Origin of the sequence: Nocardioides sp. SYSU D00038 (assembly GCF_016924665.1) — a bacterium.
Classification (GTDB): domain Bacteria; phylum Actinomycetota; class Actinomycetes; order Propionibacteriales; family Nocardioidaceae; genus Nocardioides.
On the sequence record NZ_JAFFJT010000010.1, the window covers coordinates 73,931 to 99,590 of the forward strand.

General features: G+C 73.3%; 29 protein-coding genes. 18 read left to right on the forward strand and 11 right to left on the reverse strand.

Going from position 1 to position 25,660, the window contains the following annotated elements:
- Positions 1–52 precede the first annotated feature (52 nt).
- On the forward strand, positions 53–1,456 hold the full coding sequence (locus JT721_RS05585) for a cytochrome P450 (RefSeq protein WP_307827904.1): 1,404 nt from the start codon (positions 53–55) through the stop codon (positions 1,454–1,456).
- A gap of 12 nt (positions 1,457–1,468) precedes the next feature.
- Here the strand turns inward: JT721_RS05585 and JT721_RS05590 are convergent, their stop codons facing one another.
- Positions 1,469–1,954: a DUF1772 domain-containing protein gene (locus JT721_RS05590; RefSeq protein WP_205471959.1), complete on the reverse strand. Its 486-nt coding sequence runs from the start codon at positions 1,952–1,954 to the stop codon at positions 1,469–1,471.
- A gap of 82 nt (positions 1,955–2,036) precedes the next feature.
- On the opposite strand from JT721_RS05590, the gene JT721_RS21635 reads away from it, so the two are divergent.
- Both JT721_RS21635 and JT721_RS05600 read left to right on the forward strand, forming a co-directional pair.
- Positions 2,037–3,005 (forward strand): AraC family transcriptional regulator, encoded by a 969-nt coding sequence (locus JT721_RS21635; protein ID WP_205471960.1) that lies wholly within the window; start codon positions 2,037–2,039, stop codon positions 3,003–3,005.
- Positions 3,006–3,010: 5 nt separating this feature from the next.
- Positions 3,011–3,559: a GNAT family N-acetyltransferase gene (locus JT721_RS05600; protein ID WP_205471961.1), complete on the forward strand. Its 549-nt coding sequence runs from the start codon at positions 3,011–3,013 to the stop codon at positions 3,557–3,559.
- 3 nt (positions 3,560–3,562) lie between these two features.
- On the opposite strand, the gene JT721_RS05605 is transcribed toward JT721_RS05600, so the two are convergent.
- Positions 3,563–4,303 (reverse strand): SDR family oxidoreductase, encoded by a 741-nt coding sequence (locus JT721_RS05605; protein WP_205471962.1) that lies wholly within the window; start codon positions 4,301–4,303, stop codon positions 3,563–3,565.
- Between the two features lie 89 nt (positions 4,304–4,392).
- Between JT721_RS05605 and JT721_RS05610 the strand changes: the two genes are divergently transcribed.
- Complete coding sequence (locus tag JT721_RS05610; protein ID WP_205471963.1) at positions 4,393–4,869, forward strand: Rrf2 family transcriptional regulator; 477 nt, start codon at positions 4,393–4,395, stop codon at positions 4,867–4,869.
- A 4-nt stretch (positions 4,870–4,873) separates the two neighbouring features.
- Here the strand turns inward: JT721_RS05610 and JT721_RS05615 are convergent, their stop codons facing one another.
- The 5 genes from JT721_RS05615 to JT721_RS05635 are packed head-to-tail and all read right to left on the reverse strand — an operon-like array spanning position 4,874 to position 10,020.
- Complete coding sequence (locus JT721_RS05615) at positions 4,874–5,947, reverse strand: dihydrodipicolinate reductase (RefSeq protein WP_205471964.1); 1,074 nt, start codon at positions 5,945–5,947, stop codon at positions 4,874–4,876.
- 7 nt (positions 5,948–5,954) lie between these two features.
- Complete coding sequence (locus JT721_RS05620) at positions 5,955–7,112, reverse strand: sulfotransferase (RefSeq protein WP_240340206.1); 1,158 nt, start codon at positions 7,110–7,112, stop codon at positions 5,955–5,957.
- A 2-nt stretch (positions 7,113–7,114) separates the two neighbouring features.
- Positions 7,115–7,954 carry an SDR family oxidoreductase gene (locus JT721_RS05625; protein WP_205471965.1) on the reverse strand — a complete coding sequence of 280 codons (840 nt, stop codon included), beginning with the start codon at positions 7,952–7,954 and terminating at the stop codon, positions 7,115–7,117.
- A gap of 32 nt (positions 7,955–7,986) precedes the next feature.
- Positions 7,987–9,144, reverse strand: a complete 1,158-nt coding sequence (locus JT721_RS05630) for a hypothetical protein (protein ID WP_205471966.1) — start codon at positions 9,142–9,144, stop codon at positions 7,987–7,989.
- Positions 9,145–10,020, reverse strand: coding sequence for a TIGR03619 family F420-dependent LLM class oxidoreductase (locus JT721_RS05635; protein ID WP_205471967.1), 876 nt, complete (start codon positions 10,018–10,020; stop codon positions 9,145–9,147).
- Between the two features lie 47 nt (positions 10,021–10,067).
- Between JT721_RS05635 and JT721_RS05640 the strand changes: the two genes are divergently transcribed.
- The 3 genes from JT721_RS05640 (at position 10,068) to JT721_RS05650 (ending at position 11,659) form a co-directional block, all read left to right on the forward strand.
- Positions 10,068–10,493: a nuclear transport factor 2 family protein gene (locus JT721_RS05640; RefSeq protein WP_205471968.1), complete on the forward strand. Its 426-nt coding sequence runs from the start codon at positions 10,068–10,070 to the stop codon at positions 10,491–10,493.
- Complete coding sequence (locus tag JT721_RS05645; protein ID WP_205471969.1) at positions 10,493–10,978, forward strand: nitroreductase/quinone reductase family protein; 486 nt, start codon at positions 10,493–10,495, stop codon at positions 10,976–10,978. Before JT721_RS05640 ends, JT721_RS05645 begins: the two co-directional genes overlap by 1 nt.
- A 105-nt stretch (positions 10,979–11,083) precedes the next feature.
- Entirely contained in the window at positions 11,084–11,659 is a 576-nt protein-coding gene (locus JT721_RS05650; protein ID WP_205471970.1) for a hypothetical protein, read from the forward strand.
- A 125-nt stretch (positions 11,660–11,784) separates the two neighbouring features.
- Here the strand turns inward: JT721_RS05650 and JT721_RS05655 are convergent, their stop codons facing one another.
- On the reverse strand, positions 11,785–12,720 hold the full coding sequence (locus JT721_RS05655; RefSeq protein ID WP_307827905.1) for an EamA family transporter: 936 nt from the start codon (positions 12,718–12,720) through the stop codon (positions 11,785–11,787).
- Between the two features lie 39 nt (positions 12,721–12,759).
- Here JT721_RS05655 and JT721_RS05660 point away from each other — a divergent pair, with 39 nt between their 5' ends.
- Positions 12,760–13,257, forward strand: coding sequence for a MarR family winged helix-turn-helix transcriptional regulator (locus tag JT721_RS05660; RefSeq protein ID WP_205471971.1), 498 nt, complete (start codon positions 12,760–12,762; stop codon positions 13,255–13,257).
- Between the two features lie 10 nt (positions 13,258–13,267).
- Here JT721_RS05660 and JT721_RS05665 read toward each other — a convergent pair whose 3' ends face one another.
- Positions 13,268–14,110: an aldo/keto reductase gene (locus JT721_RS05665; protein ID WP_205471972.1), complete on the reverse strand. Its 843-nt coding sequence runs from the start codon at positions 14,108–14,110 to the stop codon at positions 13,268–13,270.
- A 57-nt stretch (positions 14,111–14,167) separates the two neighbouring features.
- Between JT721_RS05665 and JT721_RS05670 the strand changes: the two genes are divergently transcribed.
- Positions 14,168–15,478 carry a CapA family protein gene (locus JT721_RS05670; RefSeq protein ID WP_205471973.1) on the forward strand — a complete coding sequence of 437 codons (1,311 nt, stop codon included), beginning with the start codon at positions 14,168–14,170 and terminating at the stop codon, positions 15,476–15,478.
- A gap of 211 nt (positions 15,479–15,689) precedes the next feature.
- Here JT721_RS05670 and JT721_RS05675 read toward each other — a convergent pair whose 3' ends face one another.
- Positions 15,690–16,667, reverse strand: coding sequence for a M28 family metallopeptidase (locus tag JT721_RS05675; protein WP_205471974.1), 978 nt, complete (start codon positions 16,665–16,667; stop codon positions 15,690–15,692).
- Between the two features lie 138 nt (positions 16,668–16,805).
- On the opposite strand from JT721_RS05675, the gene JT721_RS05680 reads away from it, so the two are divergent.
- The 3 genes from JT721_RS05680 to JT721_RS05690 are packed head-to-tail and all read left to right on the forward strand — an operon-like array spanning position 16,806 to position 18,289.
- Positions 16,806–17,312, forward strand: a complete 507-nt coding sequence (locus JT721_RS05680) for a SigE family RNA polymerase sigma factor (RefSeq protein ID WP_205471975.1) — start codon at positions 16,806–16,808, stop codon at positions 17,310–17,312.
- Positions 17,309–17,827: a hypothetical protein gene (locus tag JT721_RS05685; RefSeq protein WP_205471976.1), complete on the forward strand. Its 519-nt coding sequence runs from the start codon at positions 17,309–17,311 to the stop codon at positions 17,825–17,827. The genes JT721_RS05680 and JT721_RS05685 overlap by 4 nt, the downstream gene beginning before the upstream one ends.
- A gap of 24 nt (positions 17,828–17,851) precedes the next feature.
- Positions 17,852–18,289, forward strand: a complete 438-nt coding sequence (locus JT721_RS05690; protein WP_205471977.1) for an NUDIX hydrolase — start codon at positions 17,852–17,854, stop codon at positions 18,287–18,289.
- Positions 18,290–18,302: 13 nt separating this feature from the next.
- On the opposite strand, the gene JT721_RS05695 is transcribed toward JT721_RS05690, so the two are convergent.
- Complete coding sequence (locus tag JT721_RS05695) at positions 18,303–18,908, reverse strand: GrpB family protein (RefSeq protein ID WP_205471978.1); 606 nt, start codon at positions 18,906–18,908, stop codon at positions 18,303–18,305.
- Between the two features lie 137 nt (positions 18,909–19,045).
- Here JT721_RS05695 and dnaK point away from each other — a divergent pair, with 137 nt between their 5' ends.
- The 6 genes from dnaK to JT721_RS05725 all read left to right on the forward strand — a co-directional run bounded on the left by dnaK (position 19,046) and on the right by JT721_RS05725 (position 25,659).
- Complete coding sequence (gene dnaK, locus JT721_RS05700) at positions 19,046–20,911, forward strand: molecular chaperone DnaK (RefSeq protein WP_205471979.1); 1,866 nt, start codon at positions 19,046–19,048, stop codon at positions 20,909–20,911.
- On the forward strand, positions 20,908–21,582 hold the full coding sequence (gene grpE, locus JT721_RS05705; protein WP_205471980.1) for a nucleotide exchange factor GrpE: 675 nt from the start codon (positions 20,908–20,910) through the stop codon (positions 21,580–21,582). The genes dnaK and grpE overlap by 4 nt, the downstream gene beginning before the upstream one ends.
- Positions 21,583–21,622: 40 nt before the next feature.
- Positions 21,623–22,783 (forward strand): molecular chaperone DnaJ, encoded by a 1,161-nt coding sequence (gene dnaJ / locus JT721_RS05710; protein ID WP_205471981.1) that lies wholly within the window; start codon positions 21,623–21,625, stop codon positions 22,781–22,783.
- Positions 22,780–23,223, forward strand: a complete 444-nt coding sequence (locus JT721_RS05715) for a heat shock protein transcriptional repressor HspR (RefSeq protein ID WP_205471982.1) — start codon at positions 22,780–22,782, stop codon at positions 23,221–23,223. Before dnaJ ends, JT721_RS05715 begins: the two co-directional genes overlap by 4 nt.
- 121 nt (positions 23,224–23,344) lie before the next feature.
- Positions 23,345–24,643, forward strand: coding sequence for a hypothetical protein (locus tag JT721_RS05720; RefSeq protein WP_307827906.1), 1,299 nt, complete (start codon positions 23,345–23,347; stop codon positions 24,641–24,643).
- Positions 24,643–25,659: an Abi-alpha family protein gene (locus JT721_RS05725; RefSeq protein WP_205471984.1), complete on the forward strand. Its 1,017-nt coding sequence runs from the start codon at positions 24,643–24,645 to the stop codon at positions 25,657–25,659. The genes JT721_RS05720 and JT721_RS05725 overlap by 1 nt, the downstream gene beginning before the upstream one ends.
- Position 25,660: the final 1 nt, after the last annotated feature.

Here is a 25,660-nt window from a genome sequence, read left to right on the forward strand (position 1 = left end):
ACCTCTTATTGACACCTTTTCAATGGGCACCAGCGCTCGTATGGTGGCAGGCGTGGCCGCCCTCAGCGACACCCCCGACACCCGCGAGCTGACCGAGCAGCGTTTCCGCCGGATGAGCTTCGTCGGCGGCGACGCGGCGCCCCCGGTGCCGACCGCCGAGCTGCCGCCCGGACCGCGGTGGCCCGCGCTGGCCCAGACCGTGGCGCTGCTGCGGTTCCGCCACCGGTTCCACCCCTGGCTGCAGCGCCGCTACGGCGACGTGTTCACCGTGCGGCTGGTGCCGCAGGGCCGCCCGCTGGTCTTCTTCACCCGGCCCGAGCACGCCAAGGAGATCTTCGCCGGAGACCCGGAGGTCTTCCACGCCGGCAAGGGCAACGGCATCCTCGGCCCCGTCATGGGCGAGCACTCGCTGCTGCTCCAGGACTCCGCCGCCCACAAGCGGGCACGCAAGCTGATCATGCCCGCGTTCAACGGCCACGCCCTGCGCGACTACCGCGGGCTGGTCGCCCGGCTGGCCGGCGACGAGGTCGCCACCTGGCGTCCGGGCGAGACGTTTCGCTCGCTCGACCGGATGAACCGGCTCACCCTCGAGGTCATCCTGCGCGTGGTCTTCGGCGTGACCGACGAGGAGCGGCTCGCGGAGCTGCGGCCGCGGGTCAACGCCACCGTCGAGATCAGCCCCGCGATCCTGCTCGGCTGGAGCTATCCCCGGCTGCAGCGCTACGGACCGTGGAAGCGGACCGTCGACAACCAGCGCGAGCTCGACCGCCTGATGTACGCCGAGATCCGCGAGCGCCGCGAGGCCCCCGACCTCGCCGAGCGCACCGACGTGCTCTCGAGGCTGATCCGCGTGGGGGCCGGGGGCGACGACCCCGACGGTGGACTCTCCGACACCGAGCTGCGCGACCAGCTGGTCACCCTGCTGCTGGCGGGCCACGAGACCACTGCGACCGCGCTGGCCTGGGCGCTCTTCGAGCTCGGCCGCCACCCCGACCTGCTCGCCCGGAGCCAGCGAGCGGCCGACGAGGGCGACGACGCGTGGCTCGACGCGGTGCTCAAGGAGTCGATGCGCCTGCACCCGGTGATCCCGATGGTGGTGCGGACGCTGATGGAGCCGGTGACCATCGCGGGCGTCGACCTGCCGGCGGGAGCGACGGTCGGGCCGTCGATCATCGTGGCGCACGGCCGCGCCGACAACCACCCCGAGCCCGAGCGCTTCGACCCCGACCGGTTCCTCGGCGACTCCCCGCCGGCCACCAACACCTGGATCCCGTTCGGCGGCGGCGTACGACGCTGCATCGGCGCCGGCTTCGCACTCATGGAGGGGGTCGAGGTGCTGCGCGAGGTGCTGCGCAGCCACGACGTCGAGGCGGTCGGCGGTGACGTGGCGAAGGTCCGCAACATCACCTCGGTGCCGCGCCGCGGCGCCCGGGTGCGGGTCTCGCCCCGCGGCTAGGACCACGGGCGGCTACGCCCGGAAGGCGGCCCAGCCGAGCGCCAGGAGGGAGGCGGTCGAGGTGGCCGCGCGCAGCGCGTTGAGCCGCACCCACGACGACTCGAAGTCGGCGCGGACGGCGGCCAGGTCGCCGATCCGGTCGACGGCGCCGGCCGCCTCGAGCGAGTCGTTCAGCGGCACGTTGCCGGCGCCGGTGACCACCACGGTCGCCACGGCCAACGCTGCTCCGGCCACCAGCCAGGTGCGCGCGGACGGCGGGCCCGCGACGGCGGCCAGCACGCCGAGCGCCGGCGCGCCGAGGAAGGTCGCGAGGAAGACCGGGTTGACGATCGCGACGTTCACCTGCTGCATCGTGTGCACGAACGTGCGGTCGTCGACCCGCGCCAGCCCGGGCATCACGCCGGACGCCCACGCGTAGTAGGTGCCGGCCTGGAGGCCGGTGGCGACCAGGGCGCCGAGGAGGAACGGGGTGCGGAGGGTCTCGAGGACGTCGTTCATGGCTCCAAGCCTGCCGTCGTATGCGCGAGGCACGCCATGGTCGAGCAGCGCAGCAGCATGCGCGAGCGTCTAGGCTCGGACGGTGGACGGTCTCGCTGCCCTGCTGGACGGGCCCCGAGCCCGGGGTGCGTTCCTGCTGCGGTGCAGCTTCGACGAGCCCTGGTCGGTGCGGCTGGAGGACCGGGCGCCGCTCTCGGTCACCGTCGTGACCCGCGGCCGGATGTGGGTGCGGCCCGACGACACCGACCCGGTGCTGCTCGAGGCCGGTGACCTCGTGGTGCGGGTCGGCACCGATCCCTGGACGATCGGCAGCGCACCTGACCGGGTCGCCGAACCGGACGCCGTGATCCTGCCGGGCCAGGTCTGCCGCACCCCCGACGGGCGCGACCTCGCCGACGAGCTCCGCCAGGGCGTCCGCACCTGGGGCACCAGCCCCGACGGACGCACCCTGCTGCTCGTCGGCGTCTACCTCGTCGAGGGCGAGGTGAGCCGGCGGCTGCTCCGCGCGCTGCCGGCCACCGTCGTCGTACGCCGGGCCGAGCTCGACTCGCCCCTCGTCGACCTGCTCGCCGGCGAGGTGGTGCGCGACGCGCCGGGGCAGGAGGCGGTGCTCGACCGCACCCTCGACCTGCTGCTGATCACCGTGCTGCGGCACTGGTTCGACCGCGCCGGGAGCGACCGGCCGGCGTGGTGGCTGGGCCAGGCCGACCCGGTCGTGGGGCCCGCGCTCCGGCTGCTGCAGCACCAGCCGGAGCACCCCTGGACCGTCGCCGACCTGGCCGCGCGGTCGGGCGTCTCGCGCGCGGCGTTCGCCCGGCGCTTCACCGAGGCGGTCGGCCAGCCCCCGATGACCTACCTGACCGGGTGGCGCCTCGACCTCGCCGCCGACCTGCTCCTCGAGCCGGGCGCCACCGTCGGCGCGGTGGCCCGCCGGGTGGGCTACTCCACGCCGTTCGCGCTGAGCGCCGCCTTCAAGCGCGAGCGCGGCACGAGTCCGCAGGAGTGGCGCCGCGCCCGGCTCGAGAACCCCGCCCGACCCACCGCAGGATGACGCCGATGACCCGTCCCGTGCTGCGCACCGAGCGCCTGGAGCTGCGTCCGATGACCCTCGAGCACCTGCCCCACCTGGTCGAGCTCGACAGCGACCCCGAGGTGCTCCGCCACGTGCTGGGCCGGGCCCGCACCGCCGAGGAGGTCCACGAGTTCTGGGGCCCGCGGTGCGCCGACACCGCGGCCGACGCGCAGGGGCTGGGGTTCTGGGCCGGCCACGTCGACGGCGAGTTCGTCGGCTGGTGGGACCTGGAGCCCTCCGGGGAGGGTCGTGCCGAGGCCGGCTGGCGGCTGCGCCGCGACCGGTGGCGCCAGGGCCTGGCCAGCGAGGGCGCCGTCGCGCTGCTCGACCACGCCTTCGGTGCGGCCGGCCTGCACACGGTCTGGGCGGAGACCCTGACCACCAACCTCGGCAGTCGTGGCGTGATGGCGCGGCTCGGCATGCGCCACGTCCGAACGGCCCACCCCGACTGGACCCGGTCCCTGCCCGACGCCGCGGAGGGCGCCGTCGTGCACGAGATCACCGTCGAGGAGTGGCGGGCCCGGCGCGGCTGACCCTCAGCCGGCGGCGCGGGCCGCGAGCCACTCCTGCCACGACGGACCCCGCAGCAGGGCCGCGGGACCCGGCAGCATCGAGCCCCCGGCCATCGAGGCCGGGGCCTCGACCGGCTCGACCGTGACGTCGTCGCCGAGGTGCGCGGCCCACCGCTGCACCAGGTCGATCAGTCGCTCCTGGCGCGGCCCGGCGAGGTCGGTGTCGCCGGAGGCGGCGCCGGTCGCCAGGTCGAGGAGCAGGCGGACGATCTCGGCGGTGTCGACGGGCTGGATCGGTACGTCGATGATCCGGGCGACGTCGCCGTCGCGGTTCCACTGCAGCATCTGGCCCGGGAAGTCGTGGAACTGGGTGGCGCGCAGCACCACCGCACCGGGTGCGTGGGCGCGGACCGCCTTCTCCTGCTCGGTCTTGGCGACGTAGTAGTCGTAGTCGGGGCTGAGGTCCGTGCCCACGATCGACAGCACCACCGAGCGGGCAACGCCGGCGGCGGTGGCGGCCCGGCCGAGGTTCTCGGCCACGGTGGTGAAGAACGCGGTGGCCTCGGGCCCGATGGCCGGGCCCTGGGTCACGTCGACCACGGCCTCGACGCCGATGAGCGCCTCGGCGAGCCGCGGGTCGTCGGCCTGCAGCAGGTCGAAGCCGGTCTCGCGGGCGATCTCGACGACCTCGTGCCCCTCGGTGCGGGCCAGGGCGGCGAGCCGGGTGCCGATCAGGCCGGTGGCGCCGGCGACTGCGATGCGCATGGTGTCTCCTCCAACAAACGCGGATAGAAAATGTCTGAGTTGATTGAAGCACAGAACTCGGACAGTTGTCATCCGGGTATGCTCGGTCTATGAAGATGTCGGCCGGGGTGGAGTGGGCGGTGCACTGCTGCGTGGTGCTGAGCCAGGCCGACGGGCCGGTGCCGGCTCAGCGGCTGGCCGACTTCCACGGCGTCTCGCGCACCTACCTCGCCAAGCACCTCCAGCAGCTTTCGCGCGCCGGTCTGGTCCGGTCGACCGAGGGCCGGGTGGGCGGCTACGCCCTCACCCGGTCCGCCGAGGAGATCTCGGTGCTCGACGTGGTGCTCGCGATCGAGGGTCGCGAGCCGGCGTTCCGCTGCACCGAGATCCGGCAGAACGGTCCGCTGCCGGCGACCGGGGAGGTGTGCCGCCGGCCCTGCGGCATCGCCCGGGCGATGTACGCCGCCGAGGACGCCTGGCGAGCGTCGCTGGCGGCGGTCTCGGTCGCGGACCTCGCGACCGGCGTGGAGGAGGACACCGGCGCGCAGACCTTCGTCCGGCTGCGCGGCTGGCTGGCGACCGGCTGAGGCCTCAGCGGATGGTGCCGACCCCGGGGACCAGGGGGAGGTCGAGCGCGGTCACCCAGCCCGGCGGCAGGTCGTTGACGGCCGGTACGGCGTTGAGCGCCCGCATCCCGGTCGCCAGGCAGCCGGCGACGGCGGGCGAGCGCCCCGAGCCGTCGGTGAACCGGAACGCCGTCTCCTGGCTGATCGAGGGCGAGCCGACGATGTCGACGCGGTAGACGTCGTCGCCCGACCCGGCCGGCCAGTCGGGCGCGGCGTCGAGGCCGATCCGGTTGACGTGCTCGAGCGTGATCACCTCGCGGCCGTCGTGCACGCCGTTGATCGTGAACCGGATCGCCGCGACGTTGCCCGCCTCGATCACGCCCTTGGCGGTGGTGCGGTCGGTGGGGGTGACCCACTTCTCCCAGGTGGTGGTGATGTCGTCGAGCTCGATGCCGGCGGCGTGCGCGATCATCGGCACCGTCGCGCCCCACGCCATCACCAGCAGGTCGGGAATCTCCAGCAGCGGCGTGAACGACGGCGGGCGGCCGATGCCCATCTCGTCCTCGTAGTCGCCCTCGTAGTCGGTGTAGTCGAGCAGCTCCGAGGCACGCACCGAGGTGACCCGGCCGCAGAGGCCCATCAGCGTCATCGGGAACAGGTCGTTGGCGAAGCCGGGGTCGATGCCGGTGGTGAAGCACGACGCGCCGCCCTCGGCGCACGCCACCTCGACCGGGTCGAGCCAGTTCCGCGGCGTCTGGGTCATCGCCGGCCACACCCAGGGCGTCATCGCCGTCGAGCACACGTCGATGCCGGCGCGCAGGAACGCCGTCATCACCCGGATGTTCTCCTCGGCGTGCTGGGCGGTGGGCCCGTAGTGCACGAGCGCGTCGGGCCGCAGCGCCACGAGCTCCTCGACCGAGTCGGTGGCCACGACCCCCACCGGGCCGACGCCGGCCAGCTCGCCGGCGTCGCGGCCCACCTTGGCGGGGTTGGAGACCCCCACGCCGACCAGCTCGAAGCGGGGGTGGTCGGCGAGCTCGGCGATCACCATCGAGCCGACGACGCCGGTGCCCCAGACGACGATCCGCTTGCGGTCCATGGGGTTCCTACCTGTCGAAGGCGTCGCGGACCTGGTCCTCGGTGAGGCCGTAGTCCTGGAGGGAGTAGCGGTGCCGGGGCGCGGCGCTGCCGTGCTTGGCCTCGCGGTCGATCTCCTCGATCGCCGCCGCCGCCTCGGGCGTCCAGTCGAGCCCGAACCGCTCGTAGACGGAGCGGGTCACGCCGAGCGGATCGGCCAGCAGGTCGGCGAAGTCGACGTCGACGAACTGGTCCTGGTCGTACGCCGGCCGCGCGTCGTGGAACGCGTGGTAGGCGCGCGACCACAGGTCGAGCTGGGTGTGGCCGATCACGCCGCCGACGTAGGTCTCGGAGTGACCGGCGGTGGTCTCGGCGGACAACGAGCACGAGGAGGCGATGCAGGTGACCGGGTCGCGGTGGGTGTAGACGACAAGCGCGTCGGGATAGACCGTCATCAGCGCGTCGAGGGCGGTCATGTGGGAGGGGTTCTTGAGCACCCAGCGCTTCTCGGTGTCGTTGAGCCCGACCAGCTGGAGGTTGGCCCGGTGGCGCGCGTAGGCGTCGGTCCAGTCCTGGCCGCGCAGCCACTCGCTGTAGCGCGGCAGGTTGGCCAGCGCCTCGTAGGAGTTGGACTTGCCGGTCTGGCGCAGCAGTCGCCAGCACTCCTCGACGGTGGTGGCGTCCATGTAGTGGATCCCCATGAAGTCGGGCGACTCCACGTGGTGGGCCGAGAACGCCTGCTGCATCGCGGTGAAGATCGGGTCGTCGTCCCAGGTCGCGCGCGGCGGCCGCGGCTGGGGGTACTGCGTCAGCCACATCTCCAGCCCCTGCGCGGCCGGGTCGGCGTGCAGCAGCCGGTGCAGGGCGGTGGTGCCGGTGCGCGGCAGCCCCATCACGAAGATCGGCCGCTCGATCGGCACGTCGACGTGCTCGGGGTGGGCGGTGAACTGGGCCTGGGTCAGCAGCACGCCGACCAGTGCGCTCTTGACCTCCGAGCGCTGGAAGTAGTTGCCGCGCGGGGTGAGCCCGGCCTCGGGGGACGCGAGGTCGTCGACCAGGACCCGCAGCCCCTCCTCGTGGGCGGTGTCCCCGAAGTCGGTGAGCCCGGTGGTGCGGACGGCGGCCGCCACGATGTCGTCGTAGGAGCCGACGTCCGGGCGCTCCCGGGTCATGATGTTGTCGGACATGGTCAGTCGTGGAACTCCCCGCAGTCGACCGTGAGCATCTGCCCGGTCACGGCCGAGGCGAGGTCGCTGGCCAGGAACAGCGTCGCCCGCGCGACCTCCTCCGACGACGCCAGCCGCTTGAGGTCGGTGGGCGCCGCCTTCTCGGCGTAGACCTCCTCGTGGGTCTTGCCCTCGACCGCGGCCAGGAAGTCGAAGTAGCCGCGGTTGACGTCCTCGTAGATGTACGACGGCGCCACGCTGTTGACCCGGATGCCGCGCGGCCCCAGCTCGGTCGCGAGCGACGAGGCGAGGTGCTCCAGCGCCCCCTTGGAGAGCTTGTAGCCGGCGTACTCGGGCTGGGAGCTGAACGAGACGCAGGAGTTGAGCATGATCACCGAGCCCTTGCTCGCGGCCAGCGCGTCGGCGAACAGCGCCGAGAGCCGCAACGGGGCGAACACGTTGGTCTCGTTGGCCTTCGCGAGGTCCTCGGGCTTGATCTGGGTGATCGGGTCCATCGGCGGGATCGCGAAGGCGTTGTTGATCAGGCAGTCGACCTTGCCGAACGCCGCCAGCGCCTGCTCGGCGAGGTTGGCCCGCGAGGCCTCGTCGGTGACGTCGGTCGGTACGATCACGGCCCGCCGGCCGTGGGACTCCACGACGGCGGCCATCTTCTCCAGCCGCGAGGCGGTGCGACTCGCCAGCACCAGGTCCGCGCCCATCTTGGCGGCCTCCTCGCCGAGGGAGCGGCCGAGCCCGGGGCCGACCCCCGACAGCACGATCACCTTGTCCCGCAGCAGCGGGACGGCCTCGTAGCGCTCCTCCACCGAGGTGTCGTGCGCCTGTGCGTATCCGAGCTCGCTCATCCTGATCTCCTGTTCGACCCGTGGTCCATCGGTCAGCTCAGCATCCGGCGCGCGACCGCGCGCTGCCGGGCGGTGATCCGCGCGGCGCGCTCGTCGGCGCCCAGCGGCTTCGTGAACGGCAGGTGCTCGGCCACCTCGTCGAGGGCGCACACGACGACCGAGGGGCCGTCGGCCTCGGTGAGGTCGCGCTCGAGCCGCTGCCAGCGCAGCATCATCGACCCGGTGCGGTGCCCGGTGGTCTCCAGCCAGTTGGCGATCCCGGCCGGGCCGAGCGGCGGCACCTCGCTGACGACGAACCGCATCAGGCCGTCGGGGTCGGCCTCGGCCTGCGCCTTGGTCAGCGAGGTCTGGTGGGTCTCGTAGTCGGTGGAGGCGTACCAGTCGGAGCCGATCTGGATCGCCTGGTAGGCGCAGTCGTCGCAGCGCGGCACCGTCACCACCATCGCCTGGTCGTCGGCCAGCTCGTAGTGACCGATCGAGGAGCGCTGCGAGGCCAGCCCGCCCGGCGTCGACCGCGGCGGGGTGAGGGTGTTGACCGGCTCCTTGTACTGGAAGAAGTGGGGGAAGGCGAACCAGGTCTGGATCGAGCCGACCAGCGACCGTGCCGCCACCTCGTACTTCTTGCGCAGCCCGGCCTCGCTGAGCGGGCGTGCCGGCTGGCCCAGGGTGTCGGTGCGCTCGATGGTGAGCGTGCCGCGCTCCTCGGTGTCCCAGTCGTTGAAGACCTCGCGCACGATCATGGTCTTGGCGCCCGGCTCGGCCACGTAGGTGAACTCGAAGCGGCCGTCGGCGTCGATCTCGAGCTCGCGGTCGTCGTAGGCCAGCATCGAGGTCGCGGCGGAGTCGGCGGAGTAGGCGCCGCCCATCACCTGGAACGACAGGTCGGCGCTGGTGCCGCGGCGACCGCGGACGACGTACTCGACGCCCTCGCGGAGGTAGGCGTGGAAGTAGACGGCGTCGGGGTTGTCGAGGCCCTGCCGCGAGAACTGGTGGGTGGGGTTGATGAACAGCGGCCGGTCGAGGTCGTAGTCGAACGCCGTCTGCATCGCCATCCGGATCCGGCCGGCGAGGTAGTCGTAGCCCTCGAGGCGGTCCTGCTCGGTGCGGATGAACGGCGCGTTGGCGACCAGCTCCTCAGCCTCGGCGATCGCCTCGCGCAGGGGAGCGGTGAGGTCGAGCGACCCGCTCATCTAGGAGACCTTGCCGATGACGTCCTCGGCGTAGCGCTCGAGGTGCTTGATCTTGGTCTCCAGCGGCTCGGTGTCGGGCCCCTTGATGTAGGGCACCCGGAAGCCGACGATGCAGTCGGTGACGCCCTTGTCCTCGAGGCGCTTCACGCCGTCGACGGTGTAGGCGTCGTAGGAGATCACGTGCACCTCGAAGTCGTCGCGGGTGTCTCCCTCCTCGGCCCGGATCTCGGCCAGCCGGGTCAGCAGCCGGTCGAGCTCCTCGCCGTCGCCGCCGGCGTGCATCCAGCCGTCGCCCTTGCGCACCGCGCGCCGCAGCGCGGCGTCGGCGTGGCCGCCCACGAGGAGCGGGATCCGCTCGGTCGGCGCGGGTGACTGCTTGAGCTCGTCGATCCGGTAGAACTCGCCCTCGTAGCCGAACCACTCACCGGTGGTGAGCCCGCGCAGGATGTCCATGCACTCGTCCATCCGCTTTCCGCGGCGCGCCCAGTCGACCTGGAGGTTGGCGAAGTCCTCGGGCCACGGCGAGATGCCGACCCCGAGCCCCAGCCGGTTGCCCGAGAGGTAGGCCAGCGAGGCGGCCTGCTTGGCCACCAGCACCGGCGGCCGCACCGGGAGCTTGAGCACGAACGGCGTCAGCCGCAGCGTGGTCGTGACCGCGAACAGGTGGGCGCACAGGATCATGCACTCCACGAACTCCTTGCCCTCGAGGAACTCCCGGTCGCCCGTGTCGGTGTAGGGGTACGTGGAGTCGGACTCCTTGGGGTAGATGAGGCTGTCCGCCACGGTCATCGACGTGTACCCCGCCGCCTCGGCCGCCTGCGCGAGGGGTGCGTAGTAGGCGGCGTTGGTCATCGCTTCCGCGTAGGAGAACCGCATGGGAGCAGAGACTAGAACGTGTTTCACTTTTCTGCCAGAGTGGTCCGGTGGACCTGCAGGAGATTTCCGACCGGCTCGAGATCACCGACGTGCTCATCCGCTACACGCGGGCGATCGACACCGGCGACTGGGACCGGCTCGACACCGTGTTCACCCCCGACGCCGAGATCGACTACACCGAGTCCGGCGGCATCAAGGACGCCTTCGGGGTGGTGAAGCCGTGGCTGGCCGAGATGCTGCCCGCCTTCTTCCCGAAGCGGATGCACACGCTGGGCCAGCTCGAGATCGCCGTCGACGGCGACGACGCCACCTGCTCGGCGTACTTCCACAACCCGATGCCGATGGACGACGGCAACGGCGGCGAGAAGCTGGTCGAGCTCGGCGGCATCTACCACCACCGGCTGGTGCGCACCGGAGCCGGCTGGCGGAGCCGGCGGCTGCACGAGGAGGTCGTCTGGAAGGTCGGGCTCTGATGGGCCTGCCCGAGGAGCGGCCTCCGGGCCTGGACTCCCCGTGGACGGTGCGGGTGATCAAGCTGATGGCCCGCGTGCAGACCCGGGTCTTCAAGCTCACCAACGGTCGGGTCGGCAACACCTGGCGGATCGGCGCGGGCTGGCGCAAGCCGGTGCCGACCCTGCTGCTCGAGCACCGGGGCCGGAGGAGCGGCCGGGAGTTCGAGACCCCCCTGCTCTACCTCGAGGACGGCCGCGACCTCGTGGTCGTCGGCTCCCAGGGCGGGCTGCCCAAGCACCCGCAGTGGTACCTCAACCTCCGCGCCCACCCCGACACCCACGTCAGCATCCGCGGCGAGCGCCGCCGCCCGGTCCGGGCGCGGGTGGCCGACGCGGCCGAGCGGGCCGCGCTCTGGCCGCGCCTGGTCGACCTCTACGCCGACTTCGAGAAGTACCAGCGCTGGACCGAGCGGGAGATCCCGGTGGTCGTGCTCGAGCCGCGCTGACCCCGGCTGCCCGCCCGCCGGGACGCGAGTTGGTGAGCCGGGCAACCTCGCGGACAATGGCGGCGTCACACCAGCGTGCGCCAGCAGCAGAGACGGGGGAGCAGCGTGTCCGACCACGACGACGACCGCGGCGAGGGCCGCCCGGTCCTGACGGGCGTGCTCGCGCTGCTCGGCGTGGGCCTCGTCGTCGGGCTGGTGCTGAGCATCATCACGCTGGTCGGCGTCACGGTCCTCGGCGTCGGTGACGACGAGGCGGACGCCGGCCCGACCCGCGCGTCGTCGTTCTACCTGCCCGAGCCGGTGCCGACCGAGGAGGAGTCGGGCCCGCTGGTCACCCTCGAGCCGTCACCGACCCGCTCGAACCGCCCGGACGACGACGAGGACCCGACCAGGTCGGAGTCGCCCAAGACGAAGATCTCCCTGTCGGCCTCGGACACGTCGGTCTCCCAGATGGAGCAGGTCACCCTGTCCGGGGTCTACCCCGGGGGCGAGGGCGCGATCCTCCAGGTCCAGCGCTTCGACGGCGGGCGCTGGGTCGACTTCGCCGGCATCGACGCCAACGTCAGCAACGAGACCTTCTCGACGTACGTCCAGACCAGCCGCACCGGCGTCAACCGCTTCCGCGTCGTCGACTCCGACACCGACCTCGCCTCCAACGAGGTCAAGTTCACCGTCGGCTGACGGGCGCCCGCTGGTCGAGGAAGGACGAAGTCCTGTCTCGAGACCCGTGAGCCGACCGCCCTCCGATGGGGACGGGAGGGCGTTCGGCCGTCGGGGGTTTCGAGACAGTTGCTAGCGCAACTTCCTCAACCAGCGGCGTCGACCAGCACCCGCTCCCGCTCCGGGGCCGCCACCCCCACCGGCGTACGGCGCCGGCGGAGCCGGGCGGCGAAGGCAGGCTGGCCGGCCAGCACGCCGAGGAGCACGAGCGTCATGCCCAGCGCCTGGGTGGGGCCGAACGCCTCGTGCGCCAGCACGATCCCGACGACGGTGCCCGACACGGGGTTGAGCAGGCCCACGAGCCCCACCGCGGCGGCGGGCAGCTCGCGGAGGCCGCGGAACCACACGACGTAGGCCAGCACGGTCCCGGCCAGGCCCAGCCAGGCGAAGCCGGCCAGGTCGGTGAGCCCGAGCGACGGCGGGGCCCCCTCGACGAGCAGGGCGACGGGCAGCAGCACCAGGCCGCCCGCGACCAGCTGCCAGGCGGTGAAGGTCAGCAGGTCGACCGGGGGCTGCCAGCGCTTGACCAGCGCGAAGCCGAACGACGACATCACCACTGCCGACAGCGAGGCGACCACCCCGATCGGGTCGACCGCGAAGCCGGCGCGCAGCACCAGCAGCGCCACGCCGGTCGCGCCGACCACGGCGCCCACGAGGGAGACGACGGCCGGGCGCTCGCGGACCAGCAGCCAGGCGAACAGCATGATCGCGATCGGCGAGGTCGCGGTCAGCGTGGCGGCCAGGCCGCCGGGCAGGTGGTAGGCGGCGACGAAGATCAGCACGAAGAAGGCGCCGATGTTGAGGGTGCCGAGCACGAGGGTGCGCCACCACCAGATCCCCGAGGGGAGCCGGGGGCGGAACGCGAGCAGGAGCAGGCCGAACGGCAGCGCGCGGACGGTGGCGCCGAAGAGCGGGCGGTCCGGCGGCAGGTACGTCTCGGTCACGTAGTAGCCGGTGCCCCACGCGACGGGGGCGAGCGCGGCCATCAGGAGGATGCCGAGACGGAGCCGATTGCTTTCCACGGAAACTATAATAGCTTCCGCGTCAGATATATTCCACCCATGCCCCGAGATCTCGATCACGTCGGCCGGATCCTCGAGCAGTGGGCGCGCGAGCGCCCCGATCTCGACGTCTCACCGATCGGGGTCGTCGCGCGGCTGCACCGCCTCGCCGCGGCCCTCACCGACGAGCTGGTCGCGGTCTACGCCGAGTTCGGCCTCGGCGAGGGCGAGTTCGACGTGCTGGCGACGCTGCGGCGCAGCGGCACGCCGTACGCCCTCACCCCGAGCGAGCTCGGCGCCCAGACGATGGTCAGCTCCGGGGCGATCACCAAGCGGGTCGACCGCTGCCTCGAGCGCGGGTGGGTGACCCGCCAGGTCAGCGCGACCGACGGCCGGGGCCGGGTGATCGCGCTGACCGAGGCGGGTCGCGAGGTGATCGAGCGGGCTTTCACGGCGCACGTCGCCAACGAGCACCGGCTGGTCGCGGGGCTGAGCGCCACCGAGCGCGACCGGCTGGCCCGCCTGCTCGAGAGCTGGGGACGCTCGCTCGGGGTCTAGCGCCGGCTGCTCAGGGCAGGTAGGCGAAGGTGTCGGGGTTCGGGCCGGTGCGGCCCGGCTCGCCCCGGTCGAGGCCCGAGATCTGCGCGACCTCCTCGTCGGTGAGGGAGAAGTCGAAGATTTCGAAGTTCTCGCGCATCCGCTCGGCGTGCATGGTCTTGGGGAACACGATGTCGCCGCGCTCGACGTGCCAGCGCAGCGTGACCTGCGAGGTGGTCTTGCCGTGCGCCTCGGCGATCCGGGTGATCACCTCGTCGTCGAGCACGGCACCCTGCGCGATCGGCGACCACGCCTCGACGACCGAGCCGATCTCGTGGGTCGCCGCCCGGGCGGCCTCGTTGGTGAAGTAGGGGTGCACCTCGACCTGGTTGACGGCCGGCACGACGCCGGTCTCGTCGACGATCCGCCCCAGGTGCGCGGGCTGGAAGTTCGAGACGCCCACGGCGCGGGCCCGGCCGTCGCCGACGAACTCGGCGAGGGTGCGCCACGTCGACACGTAGTCGCCGTCGTAGAGCGTGGGGAGCGGCCAGTGGATGAGGAACAGGTCGACGTGGTCGAGGCCGAGCTTGGCCAGGGTCTCGTCGAAGGAGCGTCGGGCGTCGTCGGGCCGGTGGAAGCCGTTGTTGAGCTTGCTCGTGATGAAGAGCTCCTCGCGCGGCAGGCCGGAGGCCGCGACCGCGGCGCCCACCCCCTCCTCGTTGCCGTACATCTGCGCGGTGTCGATGTGCCGGTAGCCGACCTCGAGGGCCTGGGTCACCGTGTCGGCGGTCTTCGCCGGAGGGACCTGGAAGACGCCGAAGCCCAGCTGGGGGATGGTGGTCTGGTTGTTCAGGGTGATCGTGGGAACGGTCATGACAGTCCAAGTGTCCGGAAGGGCTTCGAACATTCCCGAGCCGGGCAGACTGGGGCGATGAGGTGGCCGACCGGGCTCGCGCTGGCGCTGCTGCTGGCGGCGTGCAGCACCGACGAGCGGCCGGCGCCCGAGCCCACGCCGTCGGTGTCGGCGAGCCCGACGAGCGGGCCGCAGCAGGCCCCGGCGCCACCCGCCCCGGAGCTCGTCGTGGTCGGCCATGCCACCCGGCCCCAGCTCGACCTGACCCGGGCCCAGGCGGCGGCGGTCGCAGCCGGGGAGGTACGACGGGTGGCCGGTCGGCGGGTCGTCGGCTCGATGCGCGCGGTCGAGCGCGACCCGGGTGCGGTCGCGGCGGTGTCGCTCGACGAGGTCGGGCCGACCGTGGTCGTGGCCAGGGTGGGCGGCGTCGACCCGGTGCGCGACCGGCCGGACGCCGTGCGGCTCACCGTGGTCGGCGACGTGATGCTCACCCGCGGGGTGCGCGACCCGGCGGCGGCGCTCGCGCCGCTGCGCCGGCTGCTCCGCTCCGCCGACCTGACCGTCGGCAACCTCGAGAGCACGCTGTCGGTGCGGGGCGCGCCCACCCAGGGCGGCGACTCGTTCGGGGGCACCCCGGCGCTGCTCGGACCGTTGGCCGACGCCGGCTTCGACGCGCTGTCGCTGGCCAACAACCACGCCGGCGACCACGGCACCGGGGCGCTGCTCGACACGGTCGCCGAGCTCCGCGCCAGCCCGGTGGTGCCGTTCGGGGCCGGCCGCGACGACCGCGCGGCCGCCCGGCCCGCCGTGCTCCGGGCCGGCGGCACGACGTACGCGTTCGTGGGGTTCAACGCCATCGGCGAGACCCCGCGCGCCGAGCGGGGGACCCCGGGAGCGCTGTCGGTGCGGATGCCGCCGCGCACCGGTCCGCTGGTGCGCTCCGACCTGCGCCGCGTGCAGCGCGCGATCCGGGCCGCCGGCCGGCGCGCCGACGTGGTGGTGGTGCTGCCGCACTGGGGCACGCAGTACACCCACGCCCCCGAGCCGGTGCAGCGCCGGGTCTCCCGGGCCCTGGTCGCTGCCGGCGCCGACCTGGTCGTGGGCGGCCACCCCCACTGGGTGCAGGGCCTCGACGTCGTCGCCGGCGTGCCGGTCGTGCACTCGCTGGGCAACTTCGTCTTCGACATGGACTTCATGGAGCAGACCATGGAGGGCGTCGTGCTCGAGACGACCTGGTGGGGCGAGGACCTCAAGGCGCTGCGGTTCGTCCCCTACCGGATGGACCCCGCCACCTTCGCGCCCCGCCGCGCCCGGGCTCCGGTGGCCGCGGGCATCCTCGCCGACCTGTGGGGCTCCTCGACCGGCCCGTTCGCCCCCTCCGATGGTTGAGGAAGGCGGTCGCCGAGCGGGTGCGCGGGTTTCGAGGCTCGCTTCGCTCGCACCTCAACCAGCGCCTGCGGTGTTGCGCTGGTCGAGGTGCGAAGGCCGCTAGGCCTGAGCCTCGAGACCCGGTGAGCCGATCGCCCTCCGTGGGGGACGGTCGGTGTCCGGGTGCGCGGGTTTCGAGGTTCGCTTCGCTCGCACCTCAACCAGCGCTGGGTCAGCGGAGCCAGGCGACGACCAACCGGGCGGTACGGCGGAGCTGCGCGGGGTCGACCACCGAGGGGACGTCGGCGGCGGAGTGGTAGCCGGCGTACGGCGTGGAGCCGAGGCGGATGCCGGGGAGCCCGGCGCGGACGAACGACCAGTGGTCGCTGGAGCGCTGGCCCACCTCGGGCAGCACCGGCACGCCGGCCCGGCGGGCGGCGCGCATCAGCTGCGGGCGCAGCGGGTCGTCGGCCGCCACGCTGCCGACCGGCACGACGTCGCCGACGCCGACCCGGTCGAGCGACACCATGCCGCGCAGGGTGCGGCGCTGGGCGGCGGTGAGCGAGGCGACGTGGGCGCGGGAGCCGTAGTGGTGGTCGTCGTCGCTCGGGCCGCGCGGCTCCTCGGAGCCGTAGGCCACCAGCACGACCGGCAGCCGGGTGCGGCGCCCGGCCACCGCCTCCGCCACCGCGAGCAGCACCCCGACCCCCGACGCGTTGTCCTCGGCGCCGGGCGCCTGCGGCACCGTGTCGAGGTGGGCCCCGACCGCGAGCCAGGGCCGCCCCGGGCGTACGTCGCCGCGGGTCGCCACCAGGTTGACCGACGGGCCCGCCGCGACCGGCACGCCCCACGACACGCCCCCGGGCGTCGGGAAGCGCTGCCGCTCCACCCGCCAACCCAGCGCCTCGAGCCGGCGCTGCACCCACCCGGCGGCCCGGAAGTACGCCGGCGACGTGCCCGGTCGCGGACCCACACCGGAGGCCAGGTGGCGCACCGCCGACATCGCGGTCGCGGCCCGCACGGCGTCCGGGTCGGCTCGGGGGGTCGGGGTCTGCGTGACGGGCGGGGATGCTGGCGGCGCGGACGGCGCGGACGGCGACGGCGTCCCGGCCGTGACCGTGGGTGCCGCGGCGGGCGGCTCGGGCTCGGAGTCGGCGCTGCACCCGGCCGCCAGCACGGCGAGCACGAGGAGCTGGCCGGCGCGGGTCACCGAGCCATTCAACCCCCTCGCTGCACGCGCTGCGCAGGGCCGCGGCGAGAAAGTTCGCCGTCCGGGGCAACCGAATCGGGGCCGCTCCCCTCGATCATGGGTGAGGGGCCGCGACGGGCCCGCAGTCCGAGGAGGGGCATGGCAGACCGACGGCGCGAGGGTGAGTTCACCGAGTTCGCGCGGGGCCAGCAGCAGCGGATGTACCGGCGTGCTTACCTGCTCACCGGCAGCCGCGAGGAGGCCCAGGACCTCGTGCAGACCACGCTGGTGAAGCTCTACGTCGCCTGGCCGCGCGTCGACCAGCCCGCGGCGTACGCCTACCGGGTGCTGGTGCGGGCGTTCCTCGACGGCCGCCGGCGGTCCGAGCGCGAGCGCGCGCTGCACGTGCCGATCGAGCCGGCCGCGCCGCCACCCGACCCCGACCGGGCGCTGACCCTCCTCGCCGCCCTCGCCGAGCTCCCGCCCCGCACCCGCGCGGCCGTGGTGCTCCGCTACTGGGAGGACCTGCCGGTCGCGCAGGCCGCCGCGGCGCTCGGCTGCACGCCCGGCACCGTCAAGTCCCTCTCCAGCAGGGGGCTCGCCCTCCTGCGCGACCTCCTCGGCGAGACGTTCGAGGAGCCGGTCACCGAAGGAGCCACCCGATGAGCCCCACCACAGACCAGCTGCGCAGCCGGATGGCCGCCGAGCTCGACGACCTCGGGCCGCTGCCCGACCAGGTCGCCACCGCCGCCCGGGCCGGTGCCCGGGTGGTCCGGAGGCGCCGGGTCGCGACCGGCGCCCTGCTCGGGGTGGCCGGCGTCGGCGCGGTCTCGATCGGCGGCGCGGTCGTCGCGGGCGGCCTGCCCCAGCGCGGCGAGGTCGGCGACGGCCCCGCCCCCACCCCGGTGCCGACGCTGGTGCCCTCCGAGCCGCCGGTCGACCCGCCGTCCGAGCCGCCGCGGGACGTGCCGGAGCCCACGCCCGTGCCGACCGTGCCGGCGCTCCCGCAACCGCTCGAGGGGACGCCGGGCGACGTGCCGGTGCCGATGCCGACCGTGCCCCCGACCGACCAGGGCGGACCCCTGCAGCCCGGCCCCGCCGAGGTGCCGGTGCCGATGCCCACCGTGCCGCCGCGCGACCAGCCCACCCCCGTCCCGGCGGAGCCGGCGCCCACCCGGTGAGCCCCCACCCGGCAGACTGGCCGGGTGCTGGACTACACCGACTACGACACCCGCCTGGCGGCGTACGCCGTCGTGGTCGACGACGCCGAGCGGGTGCTGCTGGCGCTGTGGAACGAGCCGGCGGAGCCGCTGTGGACGCTGCCCGGCGGCGGGGTCGACCTCGGCGAGCGGGTCGAGGACGGCTGCGTGCGCGAGGTCCGCGAGGAGACCGGCTACGACGTCGCGCTGGGGCGCCTGCTCGGCGTGGACACCGCGGTGATCGAGCCCGGCCGGCGGCGGGTGGAGACCGCACGACCGCTCCAGGCGGTGCGGATCTTCTTCGAGGCCCGGGTGACCGGCGGCACGCTGACCCGCGAGCTCGACGGCACCACCGACGAGGCCCGCTGGTTCCCGCTGGCCGAGGTCCCCGACCTGCCCCGGGTGGCGATGGTCGACACCGCGCTCGGCCTGGTCGGGCGCTGACGCCCAGCCGCGGTCAGAGCAGCCCGTGGTGCCGGAACATCCGGTCGTAGATCTCCAGCACCACCGGCTCCTTGTGGGCGTTGTAGTCGAGCATCGAGCCGCCGCTGGCCAGGGTCGCCCGACCGGCGGCGCGCTTGGCGGCGGCGTAGCGCTCCCGGTCGTCGGCGTGCTCGCGCAGCCAGTCGCGGAACATCAGGTGTCGCACCACCTCCGGGCAGTCGGGGCCGAAGACGTGCAGGTGCACGTAGCGCGGCTCGCGCCGCTGGAGCAGCCGGTGCTCGTGCCACCACGGCTCGCGCACCCGGTGCACCCAGCCGGCCGCGGTCAGCACCGGCACGTACGACGCCTCGTCGGCCGGGTCGGCCACCACCAGGTCGACGTCGAGCACCGGCTTGGCCGGCAGCCCCGGCACCGAGGTCGAGCCGACGTGGTGGAGCTCGAGCACGACCGGCCCGAGCAGGTCGCGGAGCGCGGCCGCCTCCTCGGCGTACGCCGCGGGCCAGGCGGGGTCGGGCTCGACGACGTCGACCTCCAGCGGCCCGGAGCGCTGGCCGGGCAGGAACGGGTCGCGATCGGCCGGGACGGCGTGGTGACGGGTGATCTCGGCGGGCGTCGGCACCCGGGAATGATCCTGCGCCGACCTCCGTTGGGACCAGTGAGCAAAGTTGAGTTGAATCGGCTCAACTTGTTTGCCAGACTCGCCGCAGCGGCGCGAGGATGGCCGCGAACCGTCTCTACCAAGTGAGGTACTCAGCAATGGCACGTGCGGTCGGAATCGACCTCGGCACGACGAACAGCGTCGTGTCCGTCCTCGAGGGTGGCGAGCCCACCGTCATCGCGAACGCCGAGGGTGCGCGCACGACCCCCTCGGTCATCGCCTTCGCCAAGAACGGCGAGGTGCTCGTCGGCGAGGTGGCGAAGCGCCAGGCGGTCACCAACGTCGACCGGACCATCCGGTCGGTCAAGCGGCACATGGGCACCGACTGGACCGTCGACATCGACGACAAGTCCTTCACGCCCCAGCAGATCAGCGCCTTCGTCCTCCAGAAGCTCAAGCGCGACGCCGAGGCCTACCTCGGCGAGCCGGTCACCGACGCGGTGATCACCGTCCCGGCGTACTTCTCCGACGCCCAGCGCCAGGCCACCAAGGAGGCCGGCGAGATCGCGGGCCTCAACGTCGCGCGCATCGTCAACGAGCCGACGGCGGCTGCGCTCGCCTACGGCCTCGACAAGGGCGACGACCAGACCATCCTGGTCTTCGACCTCGGTGGTGGCACGTTCGACGTGTCCCTGCTCGAGATCGGCGAGGGCGTCGTCGAGGTCAAGGCGACCTCGGGCGACAACCTGCTCGGCGGCGACGACTGGGACGCCCGGATCGTCGACTGGATGGTCACCAAGTTCAAGAACGCCAACGGCGTCGACCTCGCGGCCGACAAGATCGCCAAGCAGCGCCTCCAGGAGGCCGCGGAGAAGGCGAAGATCGAGCTGTCGTCGAGCTCCGAGACCACGGTGCACCTGCCCTACATCACCCACGGCGAGTCGGGCCCGCTGCACTTCGAGGAGAAGCTGACCCGCTCGGAGTTCCAGAAGCTCACGGCCGACCTGCTCGACCGCACCAAGGCGCCGTTCCAGCAGGTGCTCAAGGACGGCGGCGTCGCGGTCTCCGCGATCGACCACGTCGTGCTCGTCGGCGGCTCCACCCGGATGCCGGCCGTCACCGACCTGGTCAAGGAGCTGCTCGGCGGCAAGGAGCCCAACAAGGGCGTCAACCCCGACGAGGTCGTCGCCATCGGCGCCGCGCTCCAGGCCGGCGTGCTCAAGGGCGAGGTCAAGGACGTGCTCCTGCTCGACGTCACCCCGCTGAGCCTCGGCATCGAGACCAAGGGTGGCGTGATGACCACGCTGATCGAGCGCAACACCACGATCCCGACCAAGCGCTCCGAGATCTTCACCACCGCCGACGACAACCAGCCGTCGGTGGAGATCAAGGTCGCGCAGGGCGAGCGCCCGATGTGGGGCGAGAACCAGCCGCTCGGCAACTTCGAGCTCACCGGGCTGCCGCCGGCGCCCCGGGGCGTGCCGAAGATCGAGGTCACCTTCGACATCGACGCCAACGGCATCGTCCACGTCACCGCCAAGGACCAGGCCTCCGGCAAGGAGCAGTCGATGACGATCTCCGGCGGCTCGGCGCTGAGCAAGGACGAGATCGACCGGATGGTGCGCGAGGCGGAGCAGTACGCCGCCGAGGACGCCAAGCGGCGCGAGACCATCGAGGCCCGCAACCAGGCCGACTCGCTCGTCTACACGACCGAGAAGTTCCTCACCGACAACGAGGACAAGCTGCCCGACGACGTCAAGACCGAGGTCCGCACCGACGTCGACTCCCTCAAGGCGCTGCTCGAGGACGCCGAGGCGTCCGCGGAGTCGCTGAACGCGGCGATCGCCAAGGTCAACGAGTCGAGCCAGAAGATGGGCGCGGCGATGTACGCCGCCGCCGAGGCCGACCAGGCCGCGGCCGGCGGTGCGACCGGCGCGACGGGTGAGGCCGACGAGGACATCGTCGACGCCGAGGTCGTCGACGCGGAGGTCGTCGACGACGACGCCGACGGCGAGACCAAGTGACCGAGCCCCAGGGCGACGTCACGCCGGGGGAGGAGCCCACCACGGCTCCTCCTCCGGGCGAGGCCGCGCCCAGCGACCAGCCCAGCGACCAGCCCAGCGACCAGCCCAGCGACCAGCCCGACGACCAGTCCTCGTCGTCCGGGGAGCCGGCACCGTCCGGTGAGCCGGACCTCGCGGTCCAGCTCGCCGAGCGCACCGCCGACCTCCAGCGGCTGCAGGCCGAGTACGTCAACTACAAGCGTCGCGTCGACCGCGACCGCGAGCTGGTGGTGCAGAACGCCACCTACGCCGCGCTCGCGCCGATCACCGAGGTGCTCGACAGCATCGACCGGGCCCGCGAGCACGGTCCGCTCGACCCCGGCTTCCAGGTGGTGGCCGACCAGCTCGAGCGGGTGGTGGCCGGCCTCGGGCTCACCAAGTTCGGTGCCGTGGGCGACGCGTTCGACCCCACCGTCCACGAGGCGCTGAGCCACATCGGCCAGGACCCCGAGGTCGAGGTCACCACCTGCAAGGTGGTCGCCAAGTCCGGCTACCGGATCGGCGACCGGGTGGTGCGGGCCGCGCAGGTGCTCGTCGTCGACCCGATCGACGGCCCCGCTGGGGAGCCCGCCGCGCCCGAGCAGCCCGCCGACTCCACCGAGCCCACCGGGCCCACCGAGGCCGCCGACTGATCCACACTCGTCCCACCGACCACGGAGAGGGGGTGCGCGCATGAGCACCGACCAGGGCTTCCGCCCCGACTGGGCGCAGAAGGACTTCTACGCCGTCCTCGGCGTCTCGAAGGACGCCTCGGCGGCCGACATCAAGAAGGCCTACCGCAGGCTGGCGCGCGACAACCACCCCGACTCCAACCCCGGCGACGCCGCCAAGCACGAGACGTTCAAGGCGGTGGCCGAGGCCTACGACGTCGTGGGTGACCCCGAGAAGCGCGCGAAGTACGACGAGATGCGCTCGCTCTACGCCGGCGGCCGGATGCCGGGCGGCTTCGGCGGCGGGGGCGGGTTCACCGCCGACGACCTGCTGCGCGAGCAGGCCGGCGGCGGGTTCGGTGACATGTTCGGCGACCTGTTCGGGGGTGGCTTCGGCCGCGCCCGCCAGCAGGCGCCTCGCCCCCGCAGGGGCGCCGACGTCGAGACCTCGGCGACGATCTCGTTCACCGACGCCATCGACGGCGTCACGATCTCGCTGCGGCTCAGCTCCGACGCGCCCTGCCCCGACTGCAAGGGCTCGGGCGGCAAGCCCGGCACCCGCCCCCACGTCTGCGGCCACTGCGACGGCGCCGGCTACGTCGTCAACAGCATGGGCGGCTTCTCGATCAACGAGACCTGCCCGGTCTGCGGCGGCCGCCAACTGGTCTACGACGAGGCGTGCCCGACGTGCGGCGGCTCCGGCCGCGGCCTGTCGTCGCGCACCATCCAGGCCCGGATCCCCGCCGGGGTGAAGGACGGCCAGCGGATCCGGCTGCGCGGCAAGGGCGCGGCGGGCGAGAACGGCGGCCCCGCCGGCGACCTCCTCGTCGCGGTCAAGGTCGCCCCGCACCGGCTGTTCGGCCGCAAGGACGACAACCTCACCCTCGAGGTGCCGGTCTCGTTCGCCGAGGCCGCGCTGGGCGCCGAGATCACCATCCCGACGCTGGGCGGCTCGCCGGTGACCGTGAAGGTGCCCGCAGGCACGCCCAACGGCCGCACCTTCCGGGTGCGCGGCAAGGGGGTGCCCCGCGCCGACGGCACCCACGGCGACCTGCTCGCCACCGTCGAGGTGCAGGTGCCGGCGGTGCTCGACGACGCCGCTCGCGCGGCCGTCGAGGCCTACCGCGACGCCACCCGTGACAAGCCGCTGCGGGCCCGGCTCTTCGACGAGGCCACCGCATGACCGGCCGCTCGCCCTACGAGGCCCCCGGCCCCGACGCGGCCGTCTTCGTCATCTCGGTCGCCGCCGAGCTCACCGGCCTGCACCCGCAGACCCTGCGTACCTACGAGCGGATGGGGCTGATCGTGCCCGCCCGCACCGGCGGCGGCGGGCGCCGCTACTCCCCGCGCGACATCGACCTGCTCCGCGAGATCAGCGAGCTCACCGCGGCCGGCATCGGCATCGAGGGGGTCCGCCGGATCCTCCAGCTCGAGAACCAGGTCGCCGCCCTCGCCGCCCGCAACGAGGAGCTCCAGGCCGAGCTCGACGCCACCCGCGACGCGCTCCGCCAGGCCGTGACGGCTCGGCCGGCCGGGCCGCCCGCCGGCGTACGGCCCGATCGCCTCCCGGTGCTCCGCCAGCCTGCGACCGGTCAGGTCGTGGTCTGGCGCCGGGGTCGTTGAGGCGGGTCGCGCCGACCGCAGGTGTCCGTGACACGGTGTCCTCGGACCCGCTCCTGCGGATAGTCTCGCCCGGGTCGGGCCGGGGGACCGGTCCGCCGGGGCCGAGCACGAAGGGGTGCGCGTGGACTGGTTGGGCGAGTGGTTCGCCGACATCCACTGGCTGCACTTCGCCACGATCCCGGTGTTCACCGGCGTCATCGGCTGGCTGATCAACTGGTCCGGCCTCTGGATGCTGTTCAGCCCGGTGCGGTTCCGCGGCTTCACCGTGCCCGGCATGCGCGAGCTCGCGACCGTGCTGCCCCGCAAGCTCCAGGAGGTCCCGGGCATCCTCCAGGGCGGCATCGGGTGGCAGGGGATCATCCCGGCCCGGGCGGCCAAGATGGGCTCGATCGCGGTCGACAAGGCGATCTCGAAGCTCGGCACGCCGGCCGACTTCTACCAGCAGCTCGAGCCCGACAAGATCGCCGAGCACATCGTCACGGTGTTCCGTCCCGAGATCCCGGGCCTGGTCGACGAGGTGATGCGGCGCGAGCACCCGCGGCTGTGGCGCGACCTGCCCCGGCCGGTGCGCGAGGCGATCGTCGAGCGGGTCCAGGTGCAGCTGCCGGCCGTGGTCGGCCGGGTGACCGACGAGATCGGCGTCCACATCGACCAGCTGCTCGACCCCAAGATCATGGTCATCGACCACTTCCAGAAGAACCCCGCCCTGGTCGTGCGGATCTTCCGCGACTTCGGGCAGCGCGAGCTGAACCTGATGGTCGCGTTCGGCTTCATCTTCGGGTTCTTGCTCGGCATCCCGGTGGCCGTGGTCGACAGCATCTTCGGGCAGTGGTGGCTGCTGCCGATCCTCGGCGTCGTGGTCGGCTGGGTGACCAACGCGCTTGGCATGTGGCTGATCTTCGAGCCGCCGGAGCCGCGGCGGATCCTCGGCTTCACGGTGCACGGGCTGTTCCTGCGCCGGCAGGACCAGGCGGCTGAGGTCTACGCCCGGATCATCGCCCAGGACGTGATCACCCTCGAGCGGATCGGCGACTTCCTGCTCGACGGCCCACGTGGCGACCGCACCCGCTCGATGCTGGCGACCGCGCTCCGCCCGGCGATCGACCGGGCCGCCGGCCCGGCCCGGCTCGCCGTCCGGGTGGCGGTGGGGCCGCGGCGCTTCGACTCGATCCGCGACCAGGTCGCCGAGGCCGCCGTCGGGCGCACCCTGGTGCCGTTCCGAGACCCCGAGTTCAGCGCCCAGCAGGCCGAGAACATCCGGGTGCTCGTCGAGCGCCGCACCAAGGACCTCCCGCCGCGAGACTTCGTGGAGATGATGCGGGCGGCCATCAAGGAGGATGAGTGGATGCTCTACGCACACGGCGCCGTCATGGGCCTGGCTGGAGGCTTCCTGCACCTCGCGATCTTCGGGGTCTCCTGATGGCCGTGGCCCCCGGTGCCGGCAGCGGCGACGAGACCCCGCGGCCGCGGGTCACCGACCAGGGGTACGACGACGGGCTCGACGGCATCGAGCTGCCCGAGATCCCCGGCTACCCCGAGCGGCCGCGGGTCCAGATCCCCACCGAGCTCGACCCGGTCGTCGAGGCGCTGCCCGGTCTGGCGCGGGTCGCGGCGTCCGCGGCCTGGCACACGACCGAGTGGGGGGTGCGCACCTACGCCCGCACCTGGCTGCGGGTCGCCCGCGCGGTCGCCGACCCCGAGGAGGCCAGCGCCCTGGCCCGCGACGCCACCCAGGCCGCGGCGGTCGTGGGCGACCTCGCGCGCTCGGTCTCGCAGGGCACCCCGATCGCCAAGGCGCTGACCTCGGCCGGGCTGGCCCTCGGCGAGCTCGCCGACCCGCCCACCGTCTCCGGCTCGGTGGTGCACCACCACCACCGCCGTCCGACGCTGCGCGAGCGCGGCGCCGACCTGCTGGAGCGCTCCCGGGACGTGTGGAACGACGACGCCGGCCACCCGGCGTTCGACCGGATCCTCGACGAGCTCGCCCCCGACGAGGGCCGGATCCTGCTGCTCCTGCTCCAGGGCGGACCGCAGCCCACCGTCGACGTGCGCACCGGCGGGCCGGTGGGTCTGGTCAACAGCCAGCTGATCGCCCCCGGGCTCTCGATGATCGGCGCCCGGGCCGGCTGCCGCCACACCGACCAGGTGCCGGCGTACCTCAACAACCTGTTCCGGCTCGGCCTCGTCTGGTTCTCCCGCGAGTCGCTGCGCGACCCGCTGGCCTACCAGGTGGTGGAGGCCCAGCCCGACGTGCTCGCCGCGATGCACTCGGTGAAGTTCGCCAAGGTGGTGCGCCGCAGCATCCACCTCACGCCGTTCGGCGAGGACTTCTGCCGGGCGGTGCTGGTCGAGGAGGACGCCGCCGCGCACCCGTTCCCCGAGCACGCCAAGCCGCCGGCCGGGGAGGACAGCGCCGAGCCGCCGAGCGAGCGCTGAA

What these genes read in the sequence shown, in the direction of transcription:
- JT721_RS05590 (WP_205471959.1), bottom strand. Translation starts at nt 1,954, where the DNA reads ATGAACGACGTCCTCGAGACCCTCCGCACCCCGTTCCTCCTCGGCGCC.
- JT721_RS05600 (WP_205471961.1), top strand. Translation starts at nt 3,011, where the DNA reads ATGACCCGTCCCGTGCTGCGCACCGAGCGCCTGGAGCTGCGTCCGATG.
- JT721_RS05605 (WP_205471962.1), bottom strand. Translation starts at nt 4,303, where the DNA reads ATGCGCATCGCAGTCGCCGGCGCCACCGGCCTGATCGGCACCCGGCTC.
- JT721_RS05610 (WP_205471963.1), top strand. Translation starts at nt 4,393, where the DNA reads ATGAAGATGTCGGCCGGGGTGGAGTGGGCGGTGCACTGCTGCGTGGTG.
- JT721_RS05615 (WP_205471964.1), bottom strand. Translation starts at nt 5,947, where the DNA reads ATGGACCGCAAGCGGATCGTCGTCTGGGGCACCGGCGTCGTCGGCTCG.
- JT721_RS05620 (WP_240340206.1), bottom strand. Translation starts at nt 7,112, where the DNA reads ATGTCCGACAACATCATGACCCGGGAGCGCCCGGACGTCGGCTCCTAC.
- JT721_RS05625 (WP_205471965.1), bottom strand. Translation starts at nt 7,954, where the DNA reads ATGAGCGAGCTCGGATACGCACAGGCGCACGACACCTCGGTGGAGGAG.
- JT721_RS05630 (WP_205471966.1), bottom strand. Translation starts at nt 9,144, where the DNA reads ATGAGCGGGTCGCTCGACCTCACCGCTCCCCTGCGCGAGGCGATCGCC.
- JT721_RS05635 (WP_205471967.1), bottom strand. Translation starts at nt 10,020, where the DNA reads ATGCGGTTCTCCTACGCGGAAGCGATGACCAACGCCGCCTACTACGCA.
- JT721_RS05645 (WP_205471969.1), top strand. Translation starts at nt 10,493, where the DNA reads ATGGGCCTGCCCGAGGAGCGGCCTCCGGGCCTGGACTCCCCGTGGACG.
- JT721_RS05660 (WP_205471971.1), top strand. Translation starts at nt 12,760, where the DNA reads ATGCCCCGAGATCTCGATCACGTCGGCCGGATCCTCGAGCAGTGGGCG.
- JT721_RS05665 (WP_205471972.1), bottom strand. Translation starts at nt 14,110, where the DNA reads ATGACCGTTCCCACGATCACCCTGAACAACCAGACCACCATCCCCCAG.
- JT721_RS05670 (WP_205471973.1), top strand. Translation starts at nt 14,168, where the DNA reads ATGAGGTGGCCGACCGGGCTCGCGCTGGCGCTGCTGCTGGCGGCGTGC.
- JT721_RS05680 (WP_205471975.1), top strand. Translation starts at nt 16,806, where the DNA reads ATGGCAGACCGACGGCGCGAGGGTGAGTTCACCGAGTTCGCGCGGGGC.
- JT721_RS05685 (WP_205471976.1), top strand. Translation starts at nt 17,309, where the DNA reads ATGAGCCCCACCACAGACCAGCTGCGCAGCCGGATGGCCGCCGAGCTC.
- dnaK (WP_205471979.1), top strand. Translation starts at nt 19,046, where the DNA reads ATGGCACGTGCGGTCGGAATCGACCTCGGCACGACGAACAGCGTCGTG.
- dnaJ (WP_205471981.1), top strand. Translation starts at nt 21,623, where the DNA reads ATGAGCACCGACCAGGGCTTCCGCCCCGACTGGGCGCAGAAGGACTTC.
- JT721_RS05715 (WP_205471982.1), top strand. Translation starts at nt 22,780, where the DNA reads ATGACCGGCCGCTCGCCCTACGAGGCCCCCGGCCCCGACGCGGCCGTC.
- JT721_RS05725 (WP_205471984.1), top strand. Translation starts at nt 24,643, where the DNA reads ATGGCCGTGGCCCCCGGTGCCGGCAGCGGCGACGAGACCCCGCGGCCG.